Genomic DNA, 18914 nt, shown 5'->3' with positions numbered 1-18914 from the left:
TGTTTCACGCTCATGGCCTCGCAATTCACTGGGGATAGGGAACCCAGTCCCCCTTGCCCAACAGGATGTGATACTTGTCCTGATACTCGATCACCACGGACCCACTGTTCTCAGAGACGGCCTGCGTCTGTGGCAATCCCTGCAGCAACCGGGGCCAGTCGATGGTCTCGCTGCCAAACAGATCCCCTTTCACCAGACGGGAGACCAGCTCCGAGATGGCCAGATAGCTGCTCGGCGCATCGATGATGCGGGTCTGCTCATGTTTGGCCTTGGTGCCAAGCAGGGCCACTCCCACGGGTACCTGAGTGATGGTGGGGCTGGGAATATCCCGCAGCCCCGACATCTGCATGCGATCCCCCGACAACGCCGCACCGTGTTCCGGCACCAGGATCACCGCTACCTTGCGGCCGGAGGACTCCAGCTCGCTCATGAAGTGATCCAGCTGATCGAGCAGGGTCTTCAGGCGCGGTTTGAAGGGGGCGATCTGCTTGCTGGCCGCGAAACGGTTGCCGTCATGCAGGGCGATCAGATTGAAGAAGGTGGTGTTGCGGACGGCATCGCTTTGCGCCCGCTGCTCGACCCAGCGCGCAAACAGCGCATCGCCGCGGAAGATGGGCTCCCCATCGAACGAGGCGATGTCATGGGGCAGCCCCTGCTGGTTCATGAGAGCCACGTCCAGCCCGGCATTGGCGTTCAAGTCCTTGAGGTAGTTGCCGAAGGATCCGGAGTGATCCATGGCGACCTGTTTCTCGAAACCGAGGGTCGCGAGGTTTTCCATCAACAGGCACTGACGTGGTGCCACCGCATAGAGCCCCTCATGGCTGGGCTGGCCACAGCTGGCGCGCAGCAGACGGATGGAGGCCGGGCCGCTGTAGGAAGTCGCCGAGTTGAAGTGGGTGAAACGCAGGTCGAAATGCTGCCACACGGGGTGTTCGACCAGGCCGCTCGCCTCCACGTCGCTCCAGGCCAGCGAGCAAATGTTGATGATCAGCACGTCGAAGGGGGTGGCCTGTACCGGCAATTCGCTGGGAAAGATGACCCTGCGCCCCCTCTCCTCGTTGTAGAAGTCGTTGAGGTAGGCGGTCAGATTCTCATTGGTGGGGGGGGCGCTCTGCTCCAGTTGCAGCGTCAGCGCCTCATCCTCCACGGCGGCAGGCTCCTGGCGCTCTGCCTGGACACCGGAGGAGAGCGCCGTCGCGGCCGAAAGCAGGCCATGGAAGGGGTTGCCCAGGATGGGCACCAACCACAACCAGAGCAGGGCGATCACTATCCAGGGGGTGAAGCGCAGCCACTGGGCCAGGAACAGGTAGAGGCAGATCATCACGAAGGCGGCGCCCACCATCTCCCAATTGATGAAGCGCGACAGCAGGTCGAACCAGTAATCCAGGGTAAAGGAGAAGATCTGGCTGCCCTGGCTCATGATGCTGTCGATGCCCGGCAACCAGGTGTCGTGATAGAGCAAGGCCAGCCCCGCCGGCAGCGCCAGCCAGTGGCGCACCCTGCGCAAGCCTGGCCTGCGCAGCGGCAACAGCAGGGCGCAGGCAAACACTAGGTTGGGCAGCGGATGAAAGTTGAGGTACCCGGCCCAGAGCAAGGCCAGCTTGAAGAGGAAATAGATATTCCAGCCTCCCAGTCCTTGCCAGTCCAGCCAAGGAGAAGAGGGGATGTCGGTGCGTCTGGTCATCGAAAATGGGTCACTTCTCATCAGCGTCATTGCGAAGGCGCCGGACATGACCGGCTATTGACAATAGTAATCGTCTCATTATGCAACTGTATCTCGTGACACCGTTACCCCAGCAGACGGCCCGTCCCGTGCAGAAAGGTGCCACAAGGAGCCAATCATAGCACCGGCACCCGAACAAATCCTACCCTCCCGCAGCGGTCGGCGGCCCTCCTGGCGGTGGGAGAAATGGATCCGGCACGTCTCTCAGGATAGCCACAAGGCGACAATAGCTGTCACACCGAGGGGATTTCTCATCACTTGAGGGGAACTAAAGATTACGCCATGATGTCAACCCCGGCCCATGCCGGCGAAATTGGACAGCCAACCTCAAGGACCCCCCATGTTTGAACACGTCGATGCCTATGCTGGCGACCCCATACTGACCCTGGTCGAGACCTTCCACAAAGACACCCGTGAGCAGAAGGTGAACCTGGGGATAGGCCTCTATTACGACGAGCAGGGCCGCATTCCGCTGCTGCCCTCGGTGCAGCAGGCCGAAGCCCAGCGTGCGAGCGCCCCGGCGCCGCGTCCCTACCAGCCGATGGAAGGCGCCGCCAACTACCGCACCGCCGTGCAACACCTGCTGTTTGGCGCCGATCACGAGGCGGTGAAAGCCGGCCGCATCGCCACCATCCAGACCATAGGCGGCTCGGGCGCCCTGAAGATCGGGGCCGACCTGCTCAAGCGCTACTTCCCGAGCTCCGAGGTGTGGGTCAGCAATCCCACCTGGGACAACCACAAGGCGATGTTCGAAGGGGCCGGCATCAGGGTCCATGACTACCCCTACTACGATGCGGCCAGCGGCGGCGTGCAGTTCGACGCCATGATCGACTGCCTGGGCCAGCTGCCGGCGAAAAGCATAGTGCTGCTGCACCCCTGCTGTCACAACCCGACCGGGGTGGATCTCTCCCGCGCCCAGTGGGACCAAGTGATCGCGCTGGTGGTGGACAAGGGGCTCATTCCCTTTATGGACATCGCCTATCAGGGCTTCGGTGACGGGCTGGAAGAGGATGCCTACGCCATCCGCGCCATGGTGGCCGCCGGGGTCAGCTTCTTCGTCAGCAACTCGTTTTCCAAGAACCTCTCCTTCTACGGCGAGCGCTGCGGCGGCCTGTCGGTCATCTGCAAAGACGCCGAAGAGGCGAGCCGGGTGCTGGGTCAGATGAAGGCCACGGTGCGCCGCAACTACTCCAGCCCCCCCACCCACGGCGGCCAGGTCGCCGCGGCCGTGATGAGCCAGCCCGAGCTGCACGCCATGTGGGTCGAGGAAGTGGCCGAGATGCGCACCCGCATCAAGGCCATGCGCAAGCAGCTGTTCGAGGTGCTCTGCGCCAAGGTGCCGGGCCGCGACTTTGGCTACTTCATCAGCCAGCGCGGCATGTTCAGCTACACGGGGCTGACCCCGAGCCAGGTGGATCGCCTGCGGGAAGAGTTCGCCGTCTACCTGGTGCAATCGGGGCGCATGTGCGTGGCCGGCCTCAACAGCCGCAACGTGGAATACGTGGCCGACGCCTTCGCCGCCGTGCTCAAGGGGTAAGGCACCGACTCCCGGCGGCCCACCGCAGGACCAGCTGGGGCCTCAGGCAACAAAGAAAACGGCAGGCCCATGGCCTGCCGTTCTGCTGTCTGGACCCCTGTCTCGTCAGGGGTGGATGACGATGGGGGTGCCGGGTTCGATGGCGTCCCACACCTCGTCCATGTCCTTGTTGAGCAAGGCGATGCAGCCATTGGTCCAGTTGGACGGCTGCAGGCTGGAGCCATTGCCGTTGCGCTGACCGTGGATCATGATCATGCCCCCCGGCCTGACCCCGAGCTCGTTGGCCGTCTGGATGTCGTCCAGGTTCGGGTAGTTGATGTGGATGGCCCGATAGAAGTTGGAGTCACTCTTCTTGTAATCCAGGGTATAGCGTCCCTCAGGGGTGCGCTGATCCCCCTCCCGCTGCTTGTGACCCTTGGGGGCCGGCCCCAGGGCTATCCAGTAGCGTTTCAGCTCCTTGCCATCCTTCATCAGGCTCAGGCTGTAGGAGGACTTGTTCACGACCACCATGTCCGCGCTCATGCCCAGACTGGCGAAACTCAATGCGGGCCACAGGCCCAGTACACACAAGAATACGGCTCTCATTCCATCCCTCGACGAGCCTCTGTGCGGGCTCCTGATACACGTCATCTGAATGCCGCCCCTTGGCGGCGAGCGCCATGATATTGGATCGCCATCAATACTCAATATACCCAGCAAAACATATCTGTCGCCATCATGTAGCCACCTCGGCGATCAATTCGGAAACCATAAACAAATCATATTGGTAGCCAGGATCTCGTCCAGGGGGACGGCGATGCCGGATGGCGAGATGACGAAGCGGAGGAGCAGGCGGGGTGGATACGCGAGTCGAGCGGGTCAGACAAGAGGTATGCAGTATGGTGCTCCCCGACGACGTGACGCGGGAACATCAGATGAAAGCGCCGTGCAGCCCAGGGCGGCACGGCGCTTTGACTCAATCAAACAGCACAGTGACCGGCAGTCCCTCGACCAGCAAACCGGGCGGCAGCTTTTCATCCAGTGACAAGGCGACCTTGAGCGTCGCCTTCTCCCCTTCGAACGGGGCGGCGAGCTGCGCCGGCAGCTTGTCGGCCAGTTCGACCGGTCTGGCCACCCTGGCCGCCAGCCGCTCTCCGCTCGGCAGCTTGACGATGGCCCTGTGGCCCGTCTCCATCGAGGACAAATATTTGGGCAGCACATAGGCAATGACCAAGGGATCCTCATGCTTGGAGATCAAGGCAAGGGGGGCGCCCGAAAAGACCCAGTCGCCCTCTTGCACCAATACGTCAGAGACCCTTCCCGTTGCCGGAGCCTGGGGCTGTTGCTGCCTGGAGATGGCTTCCATCTCCGTCAGCTCCTGTGCCAGCAGGTGGCGAGCACTGGCCAGTGGCCCCGTCAGGTGATCCTCCAGGATCTGCAACTCTTGCTGGGTCTTCTCCGACCTGGCTCTTTGCAGGGCGATACGGGATTGAGTCCAGCTCAGCAGCACGCTGGCATACTCGGCGCTGGATACCAGCTTCTCCTTCCTGTAGCCCGCATACTCCTGGTAGATACCCTCCTGTTCACGTGAGCCCCGTTCGGCTATGCCTATCTGCTCATTCAGGTTGCGCAATATCTCGTGCTCTGCACTCTCCTTGTTCAGCTCGATGGCCTTCAGACGCGACCTGCGTCCTTCAATGTTGGCTTGCAGCGTCGGCGACTCAAACTGCATCAGGGCATCGCCTCTGGCGACGGATTGCCCGGGGGAGGCATAGATGTTGCGAATAAAACCATCGCCATTGGCCACCACCAGTTGCGGCTCGGTGGTGATGATGGCCGGCGCCTGGGTCAGCCACCACTCTCGTCCCAGATACCAGAGCAATATGATGGCAGGACTGAAGGCCAGCAGCAGGAGCAGGTACCAGCGTGCCCGAAAGGCGATGCGCCTGGCGGGGGCATACAGGACGCGGATCCCCTCATCCGAGGTGGCATCCTGTTTCTTGGGGGGATTGAATGTCACTTTCATCAGAATTTGTTTCCTCGTTTTAATACCCACCAGGGCGCCATGCTGCTCTCTTCGTGGCCACGCCGGAATAGTTCATTGAGCAATGCCACCGCGCACCACAGGCGCATCAGCAGCGTATAGACAGGGTACAGACACACCCAGGGCAACAACCGCAGATCGGCCCAGGGCCGCTCGGAGATCGCGAGCAGGAACACCAGAAAATTGACCAGGGTGAGAAACAGGTAGGCCAGATAGAGGCAGAGCATCAAGGCCGCCACAAACTGGCCAGGATAGCTGAGCACCAGCCACCAGCTGTAACCCATGACCAGCAGCGGCAACACCACGTTTTGCGCCACCCCGTAGACCAGGGTGAACAGGAAGGTCTTCCATCCCAGGATACGGGGGGTCAGCGACAGCTTGTGTTTGCGCAGATAGAGAAAAAGCAGGTCACCATCCCAGCGCAGCCGCTGATTGGCCAGGGTGACCAGATCCGCTGGCGCATCGGTGTGGCCGATGGCGCGGGGGGCGAAACCGATCTTCAGGCGGGGATGACGCTTGAGGTAGTGCTTTATCCGCACCGTCAGATCCAGATCTTCGGCCGTATGGGTATCCCAGCCTCCGATCTGGCGCAGGAAATCTCGGCGAAACGCCCCGAATGCCCCTGAGATGTTGTTGATCAGATTCCACTCGCTCAGTCCCGTCTTGCCCCCCTGCATGGAGATCATGTATTCAATCCCCTGCATCCGGGTCAGCAGTCCATCCCGCAAGTTGCGCACCCGCAGCGCCCCGCCGACGGCGGGCACATCGGGATCGTCGAAACAGGCGACGATCTCATCGATCATGTTGTTGTCAAATGAGGTATCCCCATCGGCATTCATCACTATCTCACCGGTCGCTGCCGCCAGGCCCGCGTTGAGGGTCGATACCCGCCCGCCACGCTGCCACTTGGGCAGCAACACCAGCGTCCGTCTCTCGCATCCCTGAAACGCCTCGACACAGCTCAGGGCCGCCCGATAGGTATGCGCGTTGGCGTTGGCGCCATCGATCACCGCAATGATCTCCATGTGCCCCCGATACAGCTGCTCCTTGAGGGTCAGGATGGTGGAGCGGATGGCCTCCCCCTCCCCGTAGCAGGTGATGATGCAGGAGACCCTGGGGCAGCGTCTGGATAGCGGCAGATCGGAGGTTCTGGGCACCTGACGGGCATACCACTTGAGGATCCCGATCAGGGTCAGCGCCATCAGCGGCACCTCCATCAGCAGCAACATGGGCAACAGCTGCAGGATCATCCCGGGGGAGAATTGCAGACTGCCCAGCATCTCCATCAGGATATAGTGCACCGTGTTCATCCAGTCATGCATGCGGGATGCCCCCATCCAGCCAGCGGCTCAACCACTGGCCTGTCTCTTCACCCAGGGTCATGGGCAGGGGCTGCACCTTCACATCGAGCCTCAGGGAATCGAGCCCCTCTATGTGGTTCAGTGCCTGGATCCGGCCCTGCAAGATATGCCAGTCGTCCTCGTCCGTGTATGGCAACAGCAGCAACAGCTGATCGTCGGCATATTGGCAAACCACATCGGTATCCCGAAACAGCGCCTGCAACCGGGCGAGCAAGGCCGCCAGCCGTTGCTGCGTCTTCAGCAGCCCCAGCTCGGCCCGCAGATCGGCCAGATGCTCAACCCGGATCGCCAGCAGGGTATGGCTGCCACCATGGCGCTGCAGCAGGTTGTTATTCCACTGCAACAGCCAGGGGAAGTGATCCATTGCCATGGGCGTCCCCCAGGCCAAGGGGAGATGCAACTGCTGGGTGCCCTCGCGGGCAATATGGCGCGCCAGCTTGCCGATACGGTATTCATAGATGGGCGACACCATCAGATCATCGGGCTTGTGCACCTGACCGCATTCGTGACAGCGAGCCTGCACCACCGCCTCCATGAAACGGGCGTGACAGGAGAGGCAGCGATACTTCTCCAGCGGCCGATCGTAGTCCACACCGATGTGGCGCAAGGTGGTCACACACTTGGGGCAGCGCAGCATCCCCTGCTTCATGAAGACATCCTGATCATCCACATGCCCACAGGTGAAACAGTGCACGGCAGGCTTGGCCTGGATGGCGATGTGGGAGCACTCTGGGCACACATCGACGAAGTTGATATGGGCCGAATGACAGCCGTTGCACAGACGCACCCGATCCACCAGTTGCTCGTTTTGCAGCAGGCGCTCCGCCACCAGCTGCGGCAAGGAGGCCTCGGCCTCGCTGCCCAGCAGGCAGTCGAGCAGCGGATAGCCGTACCCCTGGCGACATCCCGCCTGCCAGCGAGGCAACAGGCGGAAATGCGCGCGGGGCCAGCTGTAGCGCGCCAGTTTTTCCAGCTCGTCCGGATGCTCACGCGGCGTCAGCAGCGCCAAACGTTCCAGTATGTCGGGCACTCGCTCATCCAGCTGGGGCAGGAGACCATCGGCCAGCATGGGCGCAAGCGGGCTCTTCGCCACGCAGAAGACAGGTTGCAAATAACGGGAGGGATCGCGGCGAACCGCCTGCAATACCCGATCTTGCTCTTCGGCCGGCAGGTTGAGCAATAACACCGGCTGTTGCTCTGCATTCCATTGAGACCAATCGGCAAGAGGCTGGGTGGCAACATCCACCGAGCCTCCCAGCAACGCGATCGGGCAGGGTTGTTCACTCGTACTCATCATGGGACATAGCCTCTTCCATAGACTAAAAAACAGGCACCGACTCAATGAAGGAACCGGCACCTCAGCATCAACTATGGCTGGTAAAGAGGCATCGCATCTGCGCGCATCCCCCTCGGCCAGGTTTGATGCCGACGGCATCGTCGACTCTCTCGACGAAGGTCATGAAAATGGCGAACGCTATGAAGGGGTTGGGAGCTGGCGCCATGTTTCATGTGCGGTCCAGCCGTCTCTGAAATGAGACCTGCGACTTTCCGAGCCCGACTCGCGTCGGGGGTGGCGAGGGGGCCGATTCTGGGTCTGGCCGGGAAATAGTCAACGGCAGGGCCCAGGGGGCAGAGGAGCCGTCCCGAGGATGGGACGAAGTAATTTCACGGTAGCAAAAATGAGTGGGGAAGGGGCCGAACCAGGTCGCCATTGGACGGGGATCACCTTCTCGCCGTCACATAGGCTGGCTGGCGCAGATTATTCACGATAAGAATTAACAAATAGACATGTTCTCATCGCGACATTCGATGTCGCCATGGGATCGCGGCATGCCTGCCCGCCCAGATCACCCGAGGCAGGCGGCGATCCCCCTCCCTCCCGCCATCCCGAGGCATCGCCCCTCAGACAAAAAGAGCCCCTTATGGAGCTCCTTCAACGATATGACACCGGACTCAGGCAAGGGATGGCGCCGGATCTGCGGTCTCCAGGCGCCGGATCCAGGCCTCGAAGTCCGCCAGCATGCGCGCCTCCGACTCGCTGTTGTCGGCGATAAGCTCGGCCCCGTGCACCACCCGGATATGGGCATCGAGCGGCGCTCCCTCCCCTGCCGGCGGGCGCTGGTGCGCCGCCGCCATGCACGCCTGGGCCTGCTGCCACGCCTCGGCCACGCTCCGGTTGCACGCCTCGGCCAGGGGAGCGGCACTGAAGCCCTCGCCAGTGAGGCTGCGCAGCGTCTCGTCATGGGTCATGCCGTTGCCCGGCCCCCAGTAGTGGGCGGCCAGATCCGGCCCGATGCGCGGGTTGTCGGTGAGGTAGCCGTCGCGCGCAAGGAAATAGGCGCGGGTCTGCTCCACCGCCATCAGCGCCAGCAGATAGCCATGGTAGGCGCAGGCCGACTCCTGATTGAGCAGGTGCGGAATGGCCAGCAGCGGGCGCGGGCTCTCTACCCCGAGGATGGTGCGCTCCCAGCGACGGGCCAGTGCCAGCACAGCCTCTGGGGTGCGCTCGGCGTCTGCCATGGCGTAGAGATCCCGCTCGAAGTAGGCCACCAGCGCTATCTGGCGCTCGTTGAAGGCCCGAAACGGCTGGCGTGCCTCTATCATGGCCCTGATGAGCGAATCGGGGATCGCCTCTCCCGCCGCGTTTCTGGCATAGCGTTTGAGCCAGTCGGCGTCGTCCAGCAGGCTGTCGCAGAACATGGACTGGGTCTCGGCATAGGCCATGGAGGTGGGGGGAAACTCCTGGGAGAAGCAGGGGGCGTTGCCGGTGACGTTGGCAAAATGCGCCGCGTGGCCCCCCTCGTGGAACAAGGTGTTGAGCCCGCTCCAGCCGCTGCCCACCTGGGCAGGATCCGCCAGACTGGTGAAGTTGACCACAGCCGGGACCCACTGCCCCTCCTGCCAGAAGCTCGGCACAGGGCCGTGGCAGAAGCCGTTCTCGTATTTCCCCTCCCGGGTCAGCAGATCCAGGGTCAGGGTGGCGCCGCGATACTGGATGCCGAGGCGACGGAAGCTCTGGACCCAATCCTTCAGCGCCCGGGAGAAGGGCACGTAAGGATCGAGCTGGCGGGTCACGTCGCCGCTCACGCTGTAGCGCAGGTTGTGGGGCAGCAGGGCCGCCTCCCCCTTGGCGGCCTTCAGCTCCGCCAGGCTCTGGTGCACCCGCTGCTCGGTGCGGGCAATAAAGTCGTCCAGCACGGCGAACAGCTGCGCCGGGCTCATCTGCTCGTTCTTGTGCACCTTGTAGTCGAAGTAGTCGTTATAGCCCATGGCCCGGGCGAAGCGGTTGCGCAGGGCCACCACCTCGAGAAAGCCGTTGCCGACCACCCACTGCTCCAGGCGGTGGAACATGGCGAGCGCACTCTGGCGCACCGCCTCATCCGCACTGGCGGCCAGCGCCGTGCTGGCGGCGGGCAGGCTGCCGGGCACCTGACGGCCCTGCTCGTCCAGCAAGGTGAGTTTGAGCCCCTTGCGGCGGGCGAAGAGATCCGCCTCTGCGGCCACCAGCTCGTCCATCAGGGCTGAGGCCCTGGGGTCTTCGATGACGTTGCACTCGAAGAAGGCAATCCAGCCCTCGAGACCACGTTTGAGATCCGTCTCCTCGGCCTGACTCAGCATCTCCCGCAAGGCGGGCAGACGGGCCGGATCGGCGCAGAACCCCTTGTAGGCCTGCTCGGCGGCCGTGAAACCGGCCTGATCGTCGCTGGTGCCCATATAGGTGGACCAGAACAGATCCTCCTTGCGCCTGTGTACCCTCAGGTAGTCGGCGTTGAGCTGGTTGAGATAATTCCTGGCAATGGAATTCATAAGTTCCCTCTTGTTGTTATGGGGTCAATCCGGGTCGGCCCCTTGTCGATGTGCGCAGGGATGCGCCAAGCCAAGCTAGCAGAAGCCCGCTTTCCTGTCTTCGCCCACCCGGCGTTCCCTGCTTGATTATCGTTGTTTCAAGCCAGTGGCAACGAGGCGCCGCCGGGGCGGGCCCACCAGCATGGGCGGGGGATTGGATACCCTGGTCAGGGCGCCTGGCGCGAGGGCGGCTGTTCCGATCGCCGGCAACAAAACGGGGAGCCGATCACTAGCCAACACGCCCCGCAGTAAGATTGTTGATCGCAAGCAGCACCAGGGCCGAGAGGGGCACCTGCCACTGGCGATGCCAATATTCGGCTCGCTCGAAGCGCATCCAGGGATCGTTGCGGCTGGCGACGATCTGGGCAGAGACGTTGAGCAACCACACCTCGGCGGCATGGGCCTGACCGAGGGTCAGCAATGCGAAGAGGGTGAGGGCTGTCTTGGTCATCTTCATGGTGATACTCCTTTATCTGGGATGGAGTCAGCATGCCGTGACCTCGTTATGCACAGAACCAAGAATAAACGCTTTGCTTATCTCTTTTACTCATATCAATTCGGTGCAAAGCGCCAGTCGAGCGCAGTGTGAGCCAGACCCCGGCTCCCCCGTGCGCGCTGTGCCATCATGGGATCCAGGCAGAGGCGCATGAGCAAGGAGTTCGGCATGTGGATCGATGCAGACCCCATCAACGGGGCCCTGGTCTCCCTGGCCATCGGCCTCATCATAGGGCTGGAGCGGGGCTGGCAGGTGCGCCAGCTGGGGGACAACCAGCGCGTCGCCGGGATGCGCACCTATGGTCTCATCGGCCTGCTGGGCGGCGTCTGCGCCCTGCTGCTGCCGACCCTGGGCACCTGGCTGCCCCTGCTCGGCCTGCTGGCGGTGCTGATGGGCTGCACCCTCTCCATCTGGCTGGCCCAACGCTGGCAGGGGGAGTTCGGCCTCACCAGCTCGGTGGCCATGGTGCTCACCTATCTGCTGGGGCTGATGTCCGTGCTGCTGAGCCCGAGCGAGGCGGTGGCCTGCGCCGTGCTGGCGGCGCTCCTGATGGGGCTCAAGGGCAAGATCCAGCAAGGCATGCTGTTTCTGAGCGAGACGGAGTTTCACGCCACCCTGCGCTTCTTGCTCATCTCCCTGGTGCTGCTGCCCGTGCTGCCGAACCAGGAGATGGGGCCCCTCAACGCCTTCAACCCCTTCCAGATCTGGCTGATGGTGGTGGTCATCGCCGCCATCTCCTTCTCGGGCCACTTCGCGGTGCGCCTGCTCGGCACCCGTGCCGGGCTGGTGCTCACCAGCATGCTGGCGGGACTGGCCTCCTCCACCGCCCTCACCCTGCAATTTGCCCGGCTCAACAAGGAGCAGCCCGGGCTGGAGCGACTGCTGGCCACCGGCATATTGCTGGCGGGGGCCACCATGTGGCTGCGACTGCTGGTGCTGGTGCTGCTCATCCAGCGGGATCTGGCCCTGCGCCTGGCCCCGCCCCTGCTGATCCTGGGGCTGGTCGTCTACGGCTTTGCCTTCTGGTTCTGGCGCCAGCGGGAGGCAACCCCGGATGAGCCCGTCCAGCCCGAGACCCGCAACCCGCTGGATCTCGCCACCGCCATCAAGTTCGGCCTGCTGCTGGCCCTCATCGGCTTCCTGGCCACCCTGCTGCAGAGCGAGGTGGGCGACTCCGGGGTCTATCTGCTGGCCCTGGTGTCGGGGATCACCGACGTGGACGCCATCACATTGTCGCTCTCCCAGCTCACCAGCAAGGAACTGACCCTGGAGGTGGCCACCCGGGGCATACTGCTGGCCGGGCTGGTCAACTCCCTGGTCAAGGGGGTGCTGGCCCTGGTGATAGGGGGTCGCCGCCTGGGCAGCCGGGTGCTGGCGGCCTATCTGATGTCCGCCCTGCTGGCCCTGCCCTTCGCCTGAGGAGGATCCCGGACGCGGCCGGAGGTATACTGGCCGCCTCACAGACCAGCGGAGAAATCGACCCCATGAGCGACTGGGACAAGGTATTGGCGGGGGGCGCCCTCGACAGCCAGAGCGAGGAGATAGCCAGCGATCGCATTCGCGGCCAGGCGCTGCTGGCCCGGCTCAACGCCTCGGCGGCGGGGGATCAGGCCCTGCGCCGGCAGATCTGCGCCGAGCTGTTTGGCCACTGCCCCGACTCCTGCTGGATCAGCACCCCCTTCACCTGCGAGTTTGGCCGCAACATCCACATCGGCGAGCAGACCTTCTTCAACTTCAACGTCACCATTCTCGACGTGGGCGAGGTGCACATCGGCAGCCATGTGCTGCTGGCTCCCAACGTGCAGATCTACACCGCCACCCACGACATGGACTATCTGGCGCGCCGCAGCTGGACCGCCTACAACAAGCCGGTACGCATCGGCGATGACTGCTGGATTGGCGGCGGCGCCATCATCTGCCCCGGCGTCACCATAGGGCCGCGTTCCATCATAGGGGCCGGCGCCGTGGTGACCCGGGACATACCGGCGGACTCGGTCGCGGTGGGCAATCCGGCCAACGTCATCCGCACCCTCAGCCCGGACGAGCCCCGGGATCAGGCGTGGCTGTCATGATGGCCCTGGCCCTGCTGCCCCTGACCTGGACCGCCTGGCTCGGCATTGAGGGGGCCAACTGGTGGCCGCTGGCCCTGGTCACCACCATGAGCCTGCTCACAGTGCTGGCCTACGCCCACGACAAGCGCCAGGCCATTCGCGGCGGCTGGCGCGTCCCCGAAGCCCGCCTCCATCTGTTGGAGCTGTGCGGCGGCTGGCCCGGCGCCCTGGTGGCCCGCCAGTGGCTGCGCCACAAGACCCAGAAGGGCAGCTATCGGCTGCGGTTCTGGTTTATCGTGCTGCTGCACCTCAGCCTGTGGGGGCTCTGGATCAGCCGGCCGCTCTGGCAGGGGACATGAGCGGACAAGCTCCCGGCCATGGCCGCCAACGGATCGGCATGAGACAACAAGGCCAGCCGGTTATCCCGTTCAGTGCAAGGAGGTTCTTATGACCATGTGGACAGGCATAGTCCTGATCGTCTTTATCAGCGTGCTGTTTGGCTATCTCGGCAAACGCACCCGCTACCAGTTGGGGGATGCCCGCATCACGGATCGCCTCGGCAAGCAGGATCTCGTCATCAAGGAGTTGCAGGAGCGGGTCGCCAATCTGGAGGCCATCGTCATCGAGGAAGAGAAGCTCAAGCCATTCAGGGATCTCTGAGCCGGGCACCCAGTCTCCGTTATCCAGAGAGGAAACAATGAACATTCGACGATTCAACATCGGGGATGAAGCCGCGTTATTTAAGGTTTTTTTATCGGCAGTGCATGAAGTTGCATCGGCAGAGTACACAGCGGAGCAGATTCAGGCATGGGCGCCCGAGGATATTTCCCCGACGCTGTGGGCTGACCATATCAGGACATTACGCCCCTTTGTCGCTGACATTGATGGTGACATCGCCGGGTATGCTGACGTTCAGCCCAATGGCTATATCGACCACTTTTTCGTGGCTGGCTCTCATGCACGACAAGGGGTCGGCACCCGCTTGATGATGCGCCTTCATGAAGAGGCCAGGTTATTGGGTATCGACGAACTGACGGCCGATGTGAGCAAGACGGCGGAACCCTTCTTCGCACTGCATGGCTTTCATGTGGAGGAGCGAAGGTATCCAGTCCGCCGCGGCGTCATGATCCCCAATGCATTGATGCGCAAGGCATTGTAGTCCAGGCAGCCAGCCCCATGGCTGGTCTCGAAATGGACGCTATGGCGCCAGCCGTCTGGCCAATGATGCTCTGAACGGACGCGCCATCAACAACGGCAACCCATGGGTTGCCGTTTTACTATCTCTCCACATGGCGGAATGTATCGCTATCGCGGCGAGAGTGGTGACTGTTGCATCGCCTCCGCCAGCGCGGTCTGGCCCTTGGCCTGCAAAGCATCGACGACCCCCAGCCGGTCCCCCTCCTCCTTGTTCTGGCTCAGCTTGAACTTGCCCACCAGCCGATCGATCTCGATCTCTATGCCCACCACGGCCGCCACCATGGCTTCCACATAGTCCCTCGGCGCATCCGCCATCTTCCAGGGCCTTGGCTCGGCAGCCTCCTGGGTGCGGGTCAGGGTGGCCAGCAGGCGGCGCACGAAGCGGGCCTCGTCCCGCACCCGGATGCGGCCATGGGCATGCACCACCGCATAGTTCCAGGTAGGCACCTGTTTGTGGTGCACCTGCTTGCTCGGATACCAGTTGGGGGAGATGTAGCCCTCGGCGGCCCGGAAGATCACCAGCACCTCGTCGCCATCCTTCACCTCCTGCCAGAGCGGGTTGTTGCGTGCCACATGGGCCCGCAGCACTCCTTGCGCCCCCTCATCGGTATCGAACTCGAACGGCAGGTGGTTGGCATCCAGCCCTCCTTCCCCATGAGTGATCAGGGCCCCCAGCGGATAGGCCCGTATCAGCGCGTGCAGCGCCTCGGGCTCGGTGACGGCGAAATGGGGTGGCAGATACATGGGGGCTCCTTGGTTCCGGTTGGCGTGTCCATACGCAATACGGGGGATCATGCCCTGCCTGGCGCCGGCCGTCACCCCGAATCTGCCGACCGGCACCGCCAGCGGCGCGGGCCAGCCACGGGCACCACACCGACGTGACGGCCAGGGGACTGACCCCTCCTCCCGCTCAGCCCCTCTGCCCTGTCACTCCCCCCTCCCCTTGGCCAGATAGCCGATACGATAGAGTTCGGCCTCCGGGGGCATTGACGAGGGGAGCGAGGGGAGAAGATCCGCCTCCAGCCACTCCCAGCGGGAGAGATCCCAGCCGCTCACCATGGCCTCGCCATGCAGCCCGGTCAGCTGGTCGTGGGAAGCGACCTTGGTGCGCCGCAGCCTGGCCATGCAAGCCCCGTCGAGGGAGGCCGGATCCGGCGCCCGCAGCAGCTGCCATGTCTGGATGCGGGGCCAGCCGAAATGCCGGGTGAGCGCCGCGAATCCCTCGCTCGCCAGGAATCGGTCCATGGCCTCGGCGTTGTGCCACACATAGAAGGGGGCATAGCGGTTCTCCTGCCCCGGCAGGGCCCCATCGTCCTGGCGGCTGTAGAGATAGGCCTTGAACAGCAGACCGGGGAAACCATCCAGCTTGGCGCCATGGTTGGCGATCCTCGCCTCGATCAGCCCCATGTCGTAGTCCGCCGGCAGGGTGAATCTGTAGTGCATGGCGATCATAGGCTCACCTCCTGCCGAAACATCCGGCCCTGGCCGAAACTCCACTCCTCACTGCCGTTCATCTGGATCACCACCATGAGGTTGTCGGGATGGATCCCCAGCTCAGCATGCAGCCGCTCGGCGAGCCGGGCATAGAGCCGCTCCTTGACCGCGGTGCTGCGGGGCTTTCCCGCCAGGATCTGGAACAGGATGAAGCCTTGGTCCCGGCGGCCGGTCTGGTAGTGGGGGTGATAGATGAGGGCACCGGCCGGCAGGATCTCGAGGATCTGGAACTTGTCCTCCGGCGGCACCTCGAACACCTCCACCAGGGTCTGGTGATAGAGGGCGCTGAGCTGTTGCAGGCGCGCGTCGCTCATCCCCTCGCGCACCGTGATGCGGGTCAGCGGCATGGGGTCGCCTCCTCGCGGGCGGGCAGATAGCCCACGGCCGTCACTGCGGCGGGCAAACCGGCGTAGAAGGCGAGATGGGTGAACAGCTCTTCCAGCTCATCCCGCGTCAGGCCGTTTTGCCGGGCGAATGCGATGTGCCAGGGCAGCTGTTGCACCCGGCCCAGGGACGCCAGTATGGCCAGGGTGATCAGGCTGCGCTCGCGGGCTGACAGGGCGGGCCGCTGCCAGATATCGCCAAACAGCGTCTCTTCCGCCAGTCGGGCGAGTCGGGGGGCAAGCTGCGCCAGGGTGGCGCGATCGGGAACATCGGGTGTCATGGCTATCTCCTTGGTGGATGAAGCCACTCTCCCTCACTGCTACAATTTAAAAAATCGAAATATTCAAGACCAACAATCCCGATTATAAGGACGATAATGTCACCCCTTCCCCCCAGCCTGGATCTCGATGCCCTGCGCAGCTACGTGCTGGGGCTGGAGTGCGGCAGCTTCGCCCTGGCGGCGCAGCGGCTGTGCCGCTCCACCTCGGCGGTCAGCGCCCAGTTGAAAAAACTCGAACAGCAGTGCGGCACCGATCTGGTCATGAAGCAGGGCCGTCACCTGGTGCCGACGGCCAGCGGCGAGCGCCTGCTGAGCTATGCCAAACGGCTGCTGGAGCTCAATGACGAAGCCGTGCTCGCCCTGAAAGGAGAGCTGCTGCAAGGGGAGATCCGGCTCGGGGTGCAGGAGGACTTCGGCGAATCTTTGCTCCCCGCCGTGCTGGGGCCCCTCTGCCGCCAGCACCCGGCCCTGCACATGACGACCCGCATCGATCGCAACGGGGCCCTGGTGCAGGGGATCAGGGAAGGCACCCTCGACATGGCTCTCGCCTGGCAGCCACAGGGAGAGCGGGAGGATCTTCCCCTCATCGAGGTGGCGCAGCTGGCCTGGATTGCCCACCCCGAGTGGGATCCTGCCCCTTTGCTCGCGCGGGGGGAGCCTTTGCCCCTGGTGCTCTTCGATGCCCCCTGCCTGATGCGGACACGGGCCATCCGCGCCCTCGACGAGGCCGGGATCCCCTGGCGCATCGCCTTCACCAGCCAGAGCCTCGGCGGGATCTGGGCCGCCGTGCAGGCCGGGCTCGGGATCACGGTGCGTTCCGCCATCGGCATGCCGGCCAGCCTAGCGCCCCTCGGCGCCGTGCTGCCGTCACCGGGCACCCTGGGGGTGGTGCTGCTCGGCGCCAACCATGAGACCGACGAGGCCAGGCGCCAGTTGCAACGCCTGCTCACGGACGCCGTGCATCAGGCCAGCGCCGGGCACAGGGGCTGAGTGCCTCTGCGAGGGTCGGTCACCCCGTCCAAGAAAGTGCATAAAAAAACGGCAACCCTGAGGTTGCCGTTTTTCTTGTCATTGCGCTGGCGCGCCGCGGGGATCAGCCCACCCGCTTGGCCAGCCAGGCTTCGGCGGCGGCCAGCGCGCCTTCTACCTGCTCCCGGGCGACGCCCCCCTTGGCGACCCGTTTGGCCAGGGTCGCTTCCAGCTCCAGGTTCGGGTAGACATCCTCGCCGATGACAGGACTGAAACCCTGGAATTCGCTGAGGGACAGCTCCTCCAGCGGCTTCTTCAGCTTGATGGCCTGGACCACCACTTCACCGACGATATGGTGCGCCTCGCGAAACGGAATGCCCTTGGCCACCAGGTAGTCCGCCAGCTCGGTGGCGTTGGCGTAGCCACCCTGGGCCGCCGCCTTGGTGCGCTCGCCATTGACCTTCAAGTCGATCAGCACCAGGGCCGCCATGTCGAGACAGTCGTGCCAGGTATCCAGCGCGTCAAACAGCCCTTCCTTGTCTTCCTGCATGTCCTTGTTGTAGGCCAACGGCAATGCTTTCAGGCTCATCAGCATGCCCATCTGGGCGCCCACTACCCGGCCGGTCTTGCCACGAATGAGCTCCAGCGCGTCCGGGTTCTTCTTCTGCGGCATCAGGGAGGACCCCGAAGTGACCGCATCGGACAGTTCGACAAAGCCCGCCTCGCCGGTGTTGTAGAAGATGAGATCTTCGGCAAAGCGCGACAGGTGGGCCATGGAGAGCGACGCCACGTGCATCAGCTCCACCACGTGATCCCGATCCGAGACCGAATCCAGGCTGTTGCGGGTGGCGCCGGCAAAGCCCATGTCGAGCGCCAAGGCTTCGCGGTCGATGGCATAGGCGGTGCCTGCCAGCGCGCCGCAGCCGAGCGGGCTGGTGTCGAGACGCTTGAGGGCATCCTGCAGGCGGGAATGGTCCCGCTCCAGCATCTCCACATAGGCCAGAGCCCAGTGGGCGAAGGTGACCGGCTGGGCACGCTGCAGGTGGGTGTAACCGGGCAGCACGGCGGCCTGGTTGGCGCGGGCACAGGCCACCAGCCCCTGTTGCAGAGCCGTGATGGAGGCGGCGAGCAGCTCTCCTTGCGCCTTGCACCAGAGTTTCAGATCGGTGGCGACCTGATCGTTGCGCGAGCGGCCGGTGTGCAGCTTCTTGCCGAGATCGCCGACGGCATCGATGAGCTTTCCCTCGACCCAGGAGTGGATGTCTTCGGCATCCGAGCTCAGGATCTGCCGGGGATCCTGCTGCACCGAGGCGAGCAGCACCTCCAGCGCCTGTTGCAGCCGACCCTGTTCGTCCTGGGTCAGCACACCCACCGTGACCAGGGCGCGGGCCCAGGCCATGGAGCCTTGAATGTCCTGCTCCGCCAGCCGGTAATCGAAGCGCAGCGAGTCGTTGAATTGCTTGAACCGGCTATCGGCCCCCTGACTGAAGCGTCCACCCCAAAGTGCCATACTGCTCTCCTTGAATGCGAAAAGCTCTTCTACCAGAAGAGCT

The 18914-nt window shown here is 63.6% G+C and carries 18 protein-coding genes and 1 pseudogene; 7 read left to right on the top strand and 12 right to left on the bottom strand.

Annotation, left to right across the window (positions count from 1 at the left end; all coding sequences use genetic code 11):
• Positions 1-25: 25 nt before the first annotated feature.
• A complete protein-coding gene (bcsG, locus tag ACW5W4_RS07430; RefSeq protein ID WP_456688946.1) occupies positions 26-1684 on the bottom strand; it encodes a cellulose biosynthesis protein BcsG in 1659 nt (552 codons plus the stop codon).
• Between the two features lie 379 nt (positions 1685-2063).
• On the opposite strand from bcsG, the gene ACW5W4_RS07425 reads away from it, so the two are divergent.
• Entirely contained in the window at positions 2064-3260 is a 1197-nt protein-coding gene (locus ACW5W4_RS07425; protein ID WP_456688945.1) for an amino acid aminotransferase, read from the top strand.
• Positions 3261-3365: 105 nt separating this feature from the next.
• Here the strand turns inward: ACW5W4_RS07425 and ACW5W4_RS07420 are convergent, their stop codons facing one another.
• The 6 genes and pseudogenes from ACW5W4_RS07420 to ACW5W4_RS07395 form a co-directional block, all read right to left on the bottom strand.
• Positions 3366-3845, bottom strand: coding sequence for a L,D-transpeptidase family protein (locus tag ACW5W4_RS07420; RefSeq protein WP_427261937.1), 480 nt, complete (start codon positions 3843-3845; stop codon positions 3366-3368).
• Between the two features lie 370 nt (positions 3846-4215).
• A complete protein-coding gene (locus ACW5W4_RS07415) occupies positions 4216-5265 on the bottom strand; it encodes an HlyD family secretion protein (RefSeq protein WP_456688944.1) in 1050 nt (349 codons plus the stop codon).
• Positions 5265-6605, bottom strand: coding sequence for a glycosyltransferase family 2 protein (locus ACW5W4_RS07410; RefSeq protein ID WP_456688943.1), 1341 nt, complete (start codon positions 6603-6605; stop codon positions 5265-5267). Before ACW5W4_RS07410 ends, ACW5W4_RS07415 begins: the two co-directional genes overlap by 1 nt.
• Positions 6598-7941 carry a TackOD1 domain-containing metal-binding protein gene (locus ACW5W4_RS07405; protein WP_456688942.1) on the bottom strand — a complete coding sequence of 448 codons (1344 nt, stop codon included), beginning with the start codon at positions 7939-7941 and terminating at the stop codon, positions 6598-6600. Before ACW5W4_RS07405 ends, ACW5W4_RS07410 begins: the two co-directional genes overlap by 8 nt.
• A 656-nt stretch (positions 7942-8597) precedes the next feature.
• Entirely contained in the window at positions 8598-10451 is a 1854-nt protein-coding gene (locus ACW5W4_RS07400) for a M3 family metallopeptidase (protein WP_456688941.1), read from the bottom strand.
• A gap of 322 nt (positions 10452-10773) precedes the next feature.
• Positions 10774-10869 (bottom strand): annotated as a pseudogene (locus tag ACW5W4_RS07395) (alpha/beta hydrolase); the annotation flags it as partial.
• A 285-nt stretch (positions 10870-11154) separates the two neighbouring features.
• On the opposite strand from ACW5W4_RS07395, the gene ACW5W4_RS07390 reads away from it, so the two are divergent.
• The 5 genes from ACW5W4_RS07390 (at position 11155) to ACW5W4_RS07370 (ending at position 14196) form a co-directional block, all read left to right on the top strand.
• A complete protein-coding gene (locus tag ACW5W4_RS07390; protein ID WP_427261952.1) occupies positions 11155-12405 on the top strand; it encodes an MgtC/SapB family protein in 1251 nt (416 codons plus the stop codon).
• Positions 12406-12470: 65 nt separating this feature from the next.
• The gene (locus tag ACW5W4_RS07385; RefSeq protein WP_456688940.1) at positions 12471-13058 is read left to right on the top strand and encodes a sugar O-acetyltransferase; all 588 of its coding nucleotides are present in this window, start codon (positions 12471-12473) and stop codon (positions 13056-13058) included.
• Entirely contained in the window at positions 13055-13396 is a 342-nt protein-coding gene (locus ACW5W4_RS07380; protein ID WP_456689014.1) for a DUF1294 domain-containing protein, read from the top strand. Before ACW5W4_RS07385 ends, ACW5W4_RS07380 begins: the two co-directional genes overlap by 4 nt.
• 88 nt (positions 13397-13484) lie before the next feature.
• Positions 13485-13697 carry a hypothetical protein gene (locus ACW5W4_RS07375; protein ID WP_456688939.1) on the top strand — a complete coding sequence of 71 codons (213 nt, stop codon included), beginning with the start codon at positions 13485-13487 and terminating at the stop codon, positions 13695-13697.
• 37 nt (positions 13698-13734) lie between these two features.
• Positions 13735-14196, top strand: a complete 462-nt coding sequence (locus ACW5W4_RS07370) for a GNAT family N-acetyltransferase (RefSeq protein WP_427261956.1) — start codon at positions 13735-13737, stop codon at positions 14194-14196.
• A gap of 146 nt (positions 14197-14342) precedes the next feature.
• On the opposite strand, the gene ACW5W4_RS07365 is transcribed toward ACW5W4_RS07370, so the two are convergent.
• From ACW5W4_RS07365 to ACW5W4_RS07350, 4 genes are all read right to left on the bottom strand, one after another.
• Complete coding sequence (locus tag ACW5W4_RS07365; RefSeq protein WP_456688938.1) at positions 14343-14978, bottom strand: FMN-binding negative transcriptional regulator; 636 nt, start codon at positions 14976-14978, stop codon at positions 14343-14345.
• Between the two features lie 183 nt (positions 14979-15161).
• On the bottom strand, positions 15162-15686 hold the full coding sequence (locus tag ACW5W4_RS07360; protein WP_456688937.1) for a DUF4865 family protein: 525 nt from the start codon (positions 15684-15686) through the stop codon (positions 15162-15164).
• Positions 15683-16075, bottom strand: coding sequence for a tautomerase family protein (locus tag ACW5W4_RS07355; protein ID WP_456688936.1), 393 nt, complete (start codon positions 16073-16075; stop codon positions 15683-15685). The genes ACW5W4_RS07360 and ACW5W4_RS07355 overlap by 4 nt, the downstream gene beginning before the upstream one ends.
• Positions 16066-16392 carry a carboxymuconolactone decarboxylase family protein gene (locus tag ACW5W4_RS07350; RefSeq protein ID WP_456688935.1) on the bottom strand — a complete coding sequence of 109 codons (327 nt, stop codon included), beginning with the start codon at positions 16390-16392 and terminating at the stop codon, positions 16066-16068. Before ACW5W4_RS07350 ends, ACW5W4_RS07355 begins: the two co-directional genes overlap by 10 nt.
• A gap of 96 nt (positions 16393-16488) precedes the next feature.
• On the opposite strand from ACW5W4_RS07350, the gene ACW5W4_RS07345 reads away from it, so the two are divergent.
• A complete protein-coding gene (locus tag ACW5W4_RS07345; RefSeq protein ID WP_456688934.1) occupies positions 16489-17382 on the top strand; it encodes a LysR substrate-binding domain-containing protein in 894 nt (297 codons plus the stop codon).
• A gap of 103 nt (positions 17383-17485) precedes the next feature.
• On the opposite strand, the gene argH is transcribed toward ACW5W4_RS07345, so the two are convergent.
• A complete protein-coding gene (gene argH / locus ACW5W4_RS07340) occupies positions 17486-18871 on the bottom strand; it encodes an argininosuccinate lyase (RefSeq protein ID WP_456688933.1) in 1386 nt (461 codons plus the stop codon).
• Positions 18872-18914 lie beyond the last annotated feature (43 nt).

It is taken from the genome of Aeromonas crassostreae (assembly GCF_054052445.1).
Note: the sequence above shows the minus strand (reverse complement) of the source record. Positions and strands in the feature narration are given on the sequence as shown.

Excerpts from the sequence above, each read along its gene's own strand:
- bcsG (WP_456688946.1), bottom strand. The coding sequence starts at position 1,684 with ATGACCAGACGCACCGACATCCCCTCTTCTCCTTGGCTGGACTGGCAA.
- ACW5W4_RS07425 (WP_456688945.1), top strand. The coding sequence starts at position 2,064 with ATGTTTGAACACGTCGATGCCTATGCTGGCGACCCCATACTGACCCTG.
- ACW5W4_RS07420 (WP_427261937.1), bottom strand. The coding sequence starts at position 3,845 with ATGAGAGCCGTATTCTTGTGTGTACTGGGCCTGTGGCCCGCATTGAGT.
- ACW5W4_RS07415 (WP_456688944.1), bottom strand. The coding sequence starts at position 5,265 with ATGAAAGTGACATTCAATCCCCCCAAGAAACAGGATGCCACCTCGGAT.
- ACW5W4_RS07410 (WP_456688943.1), bottom strand. The coding sequence starts at position 6,605 with ATGCATGACTGGATGAACACGGTGCACTATATCCTGATGGAGATGCTG.
- ACW5W4_RS07405 (WP_456688942.1), bottom strand. The coding sequence starts at position 7,941 with ATGATGAGTACGAGTGAACAACCCTGCCCGATCGCGTTGCTGGGAGGC.
- ACW5W4_RS07400 (WP_456688941.1), bottom strand. The coding sequence starts at position 10,451 with ATGAATTCCATTGCCAGGAATTATCTCAACCAGCTCAACGCCGACTAC.
- ACW5W4_RS07390 (WP_427261952.1), top strand. The coding sequence starts at position 11,155 with ATGTGGATCGATGCAGACCCCATCAACGGGGCCCTGGTCTCCCTGGCC.
- ACW5W4_RS07385 (WP_456688940.1), top strand. The coding sequence starts at position 12,471 with ATGAGCGACTGGGACAAGGTATTGGCGGGGGGCGCCCTCGACAGCCAG.
- ACW5W4_RS07380 (WP_456689014.1), top strand. The coding sequence starts at position 13,055 with ATGATGGCCCTGGCCCTGCTGCCCCTGACCTGGACCGCCTGGCTCGGC.
- ACW5W4_RS07375 (WP_456688939.1), top strand. The coding sequence starts at position 13,485 with ATGACCATGTGGACAGGCATAGTCCTGATCGTCTTTATCAGCGTGCTG.
- ACW5W4_RS07370 (WP_427261956.1), top strand. The coding sequence starts at position 13,735 with ATGAACATTCGACGATTCAACATCGGGGATGAAGCCGCGTTATTTAAG.
- ACW5W4_RS07365 (WP_456688938.1), bottom strand. The coding sequence starts at position 14,978 with ATGTATCTGCCACCCCATTTCGCCGTCACCGAGCCCGAGGCGCTGCAC.
- ACW5W4_RS07360 (WP_456688937.1), bottom strand. The coding sequence starts at position 15,686 with ATGATCGCCATGCACTACAGATTCACCCTGCCGGCGGACTACGACATG.
- ACW5W4_RS07355 (WP_456688936.1), bottom strand. The coding sequence starts at position 16,075 with ATGCCGCTGACCCGCATCACGGTGCGCGAGGGGATGAGCGACGCGCGC.
- ACW5W4_RS07350 (WP_456688935.1), bottom strand. The coding sequence starts at position 16,392 with ATGACACCCGATGTTCCCGATCGCGCCACCCTGGCGCAGCTTGCCCCC.
- ACW5W4_RS07345 (WP_456688934.1), top strand. The coding sequence starts at position 16,489 with ATGTCACCCCTTCCCCCCAGCCTGGATCTCGATGCCCTGCGCAGCTAC.
- argH (WP_456688933.1), bottom strand. The coding sequence starts at position 18,871 with ATGGCACTTTGGGGTGGACGCTTCAGTCAGGGGGCCGATAGCCGGTTC.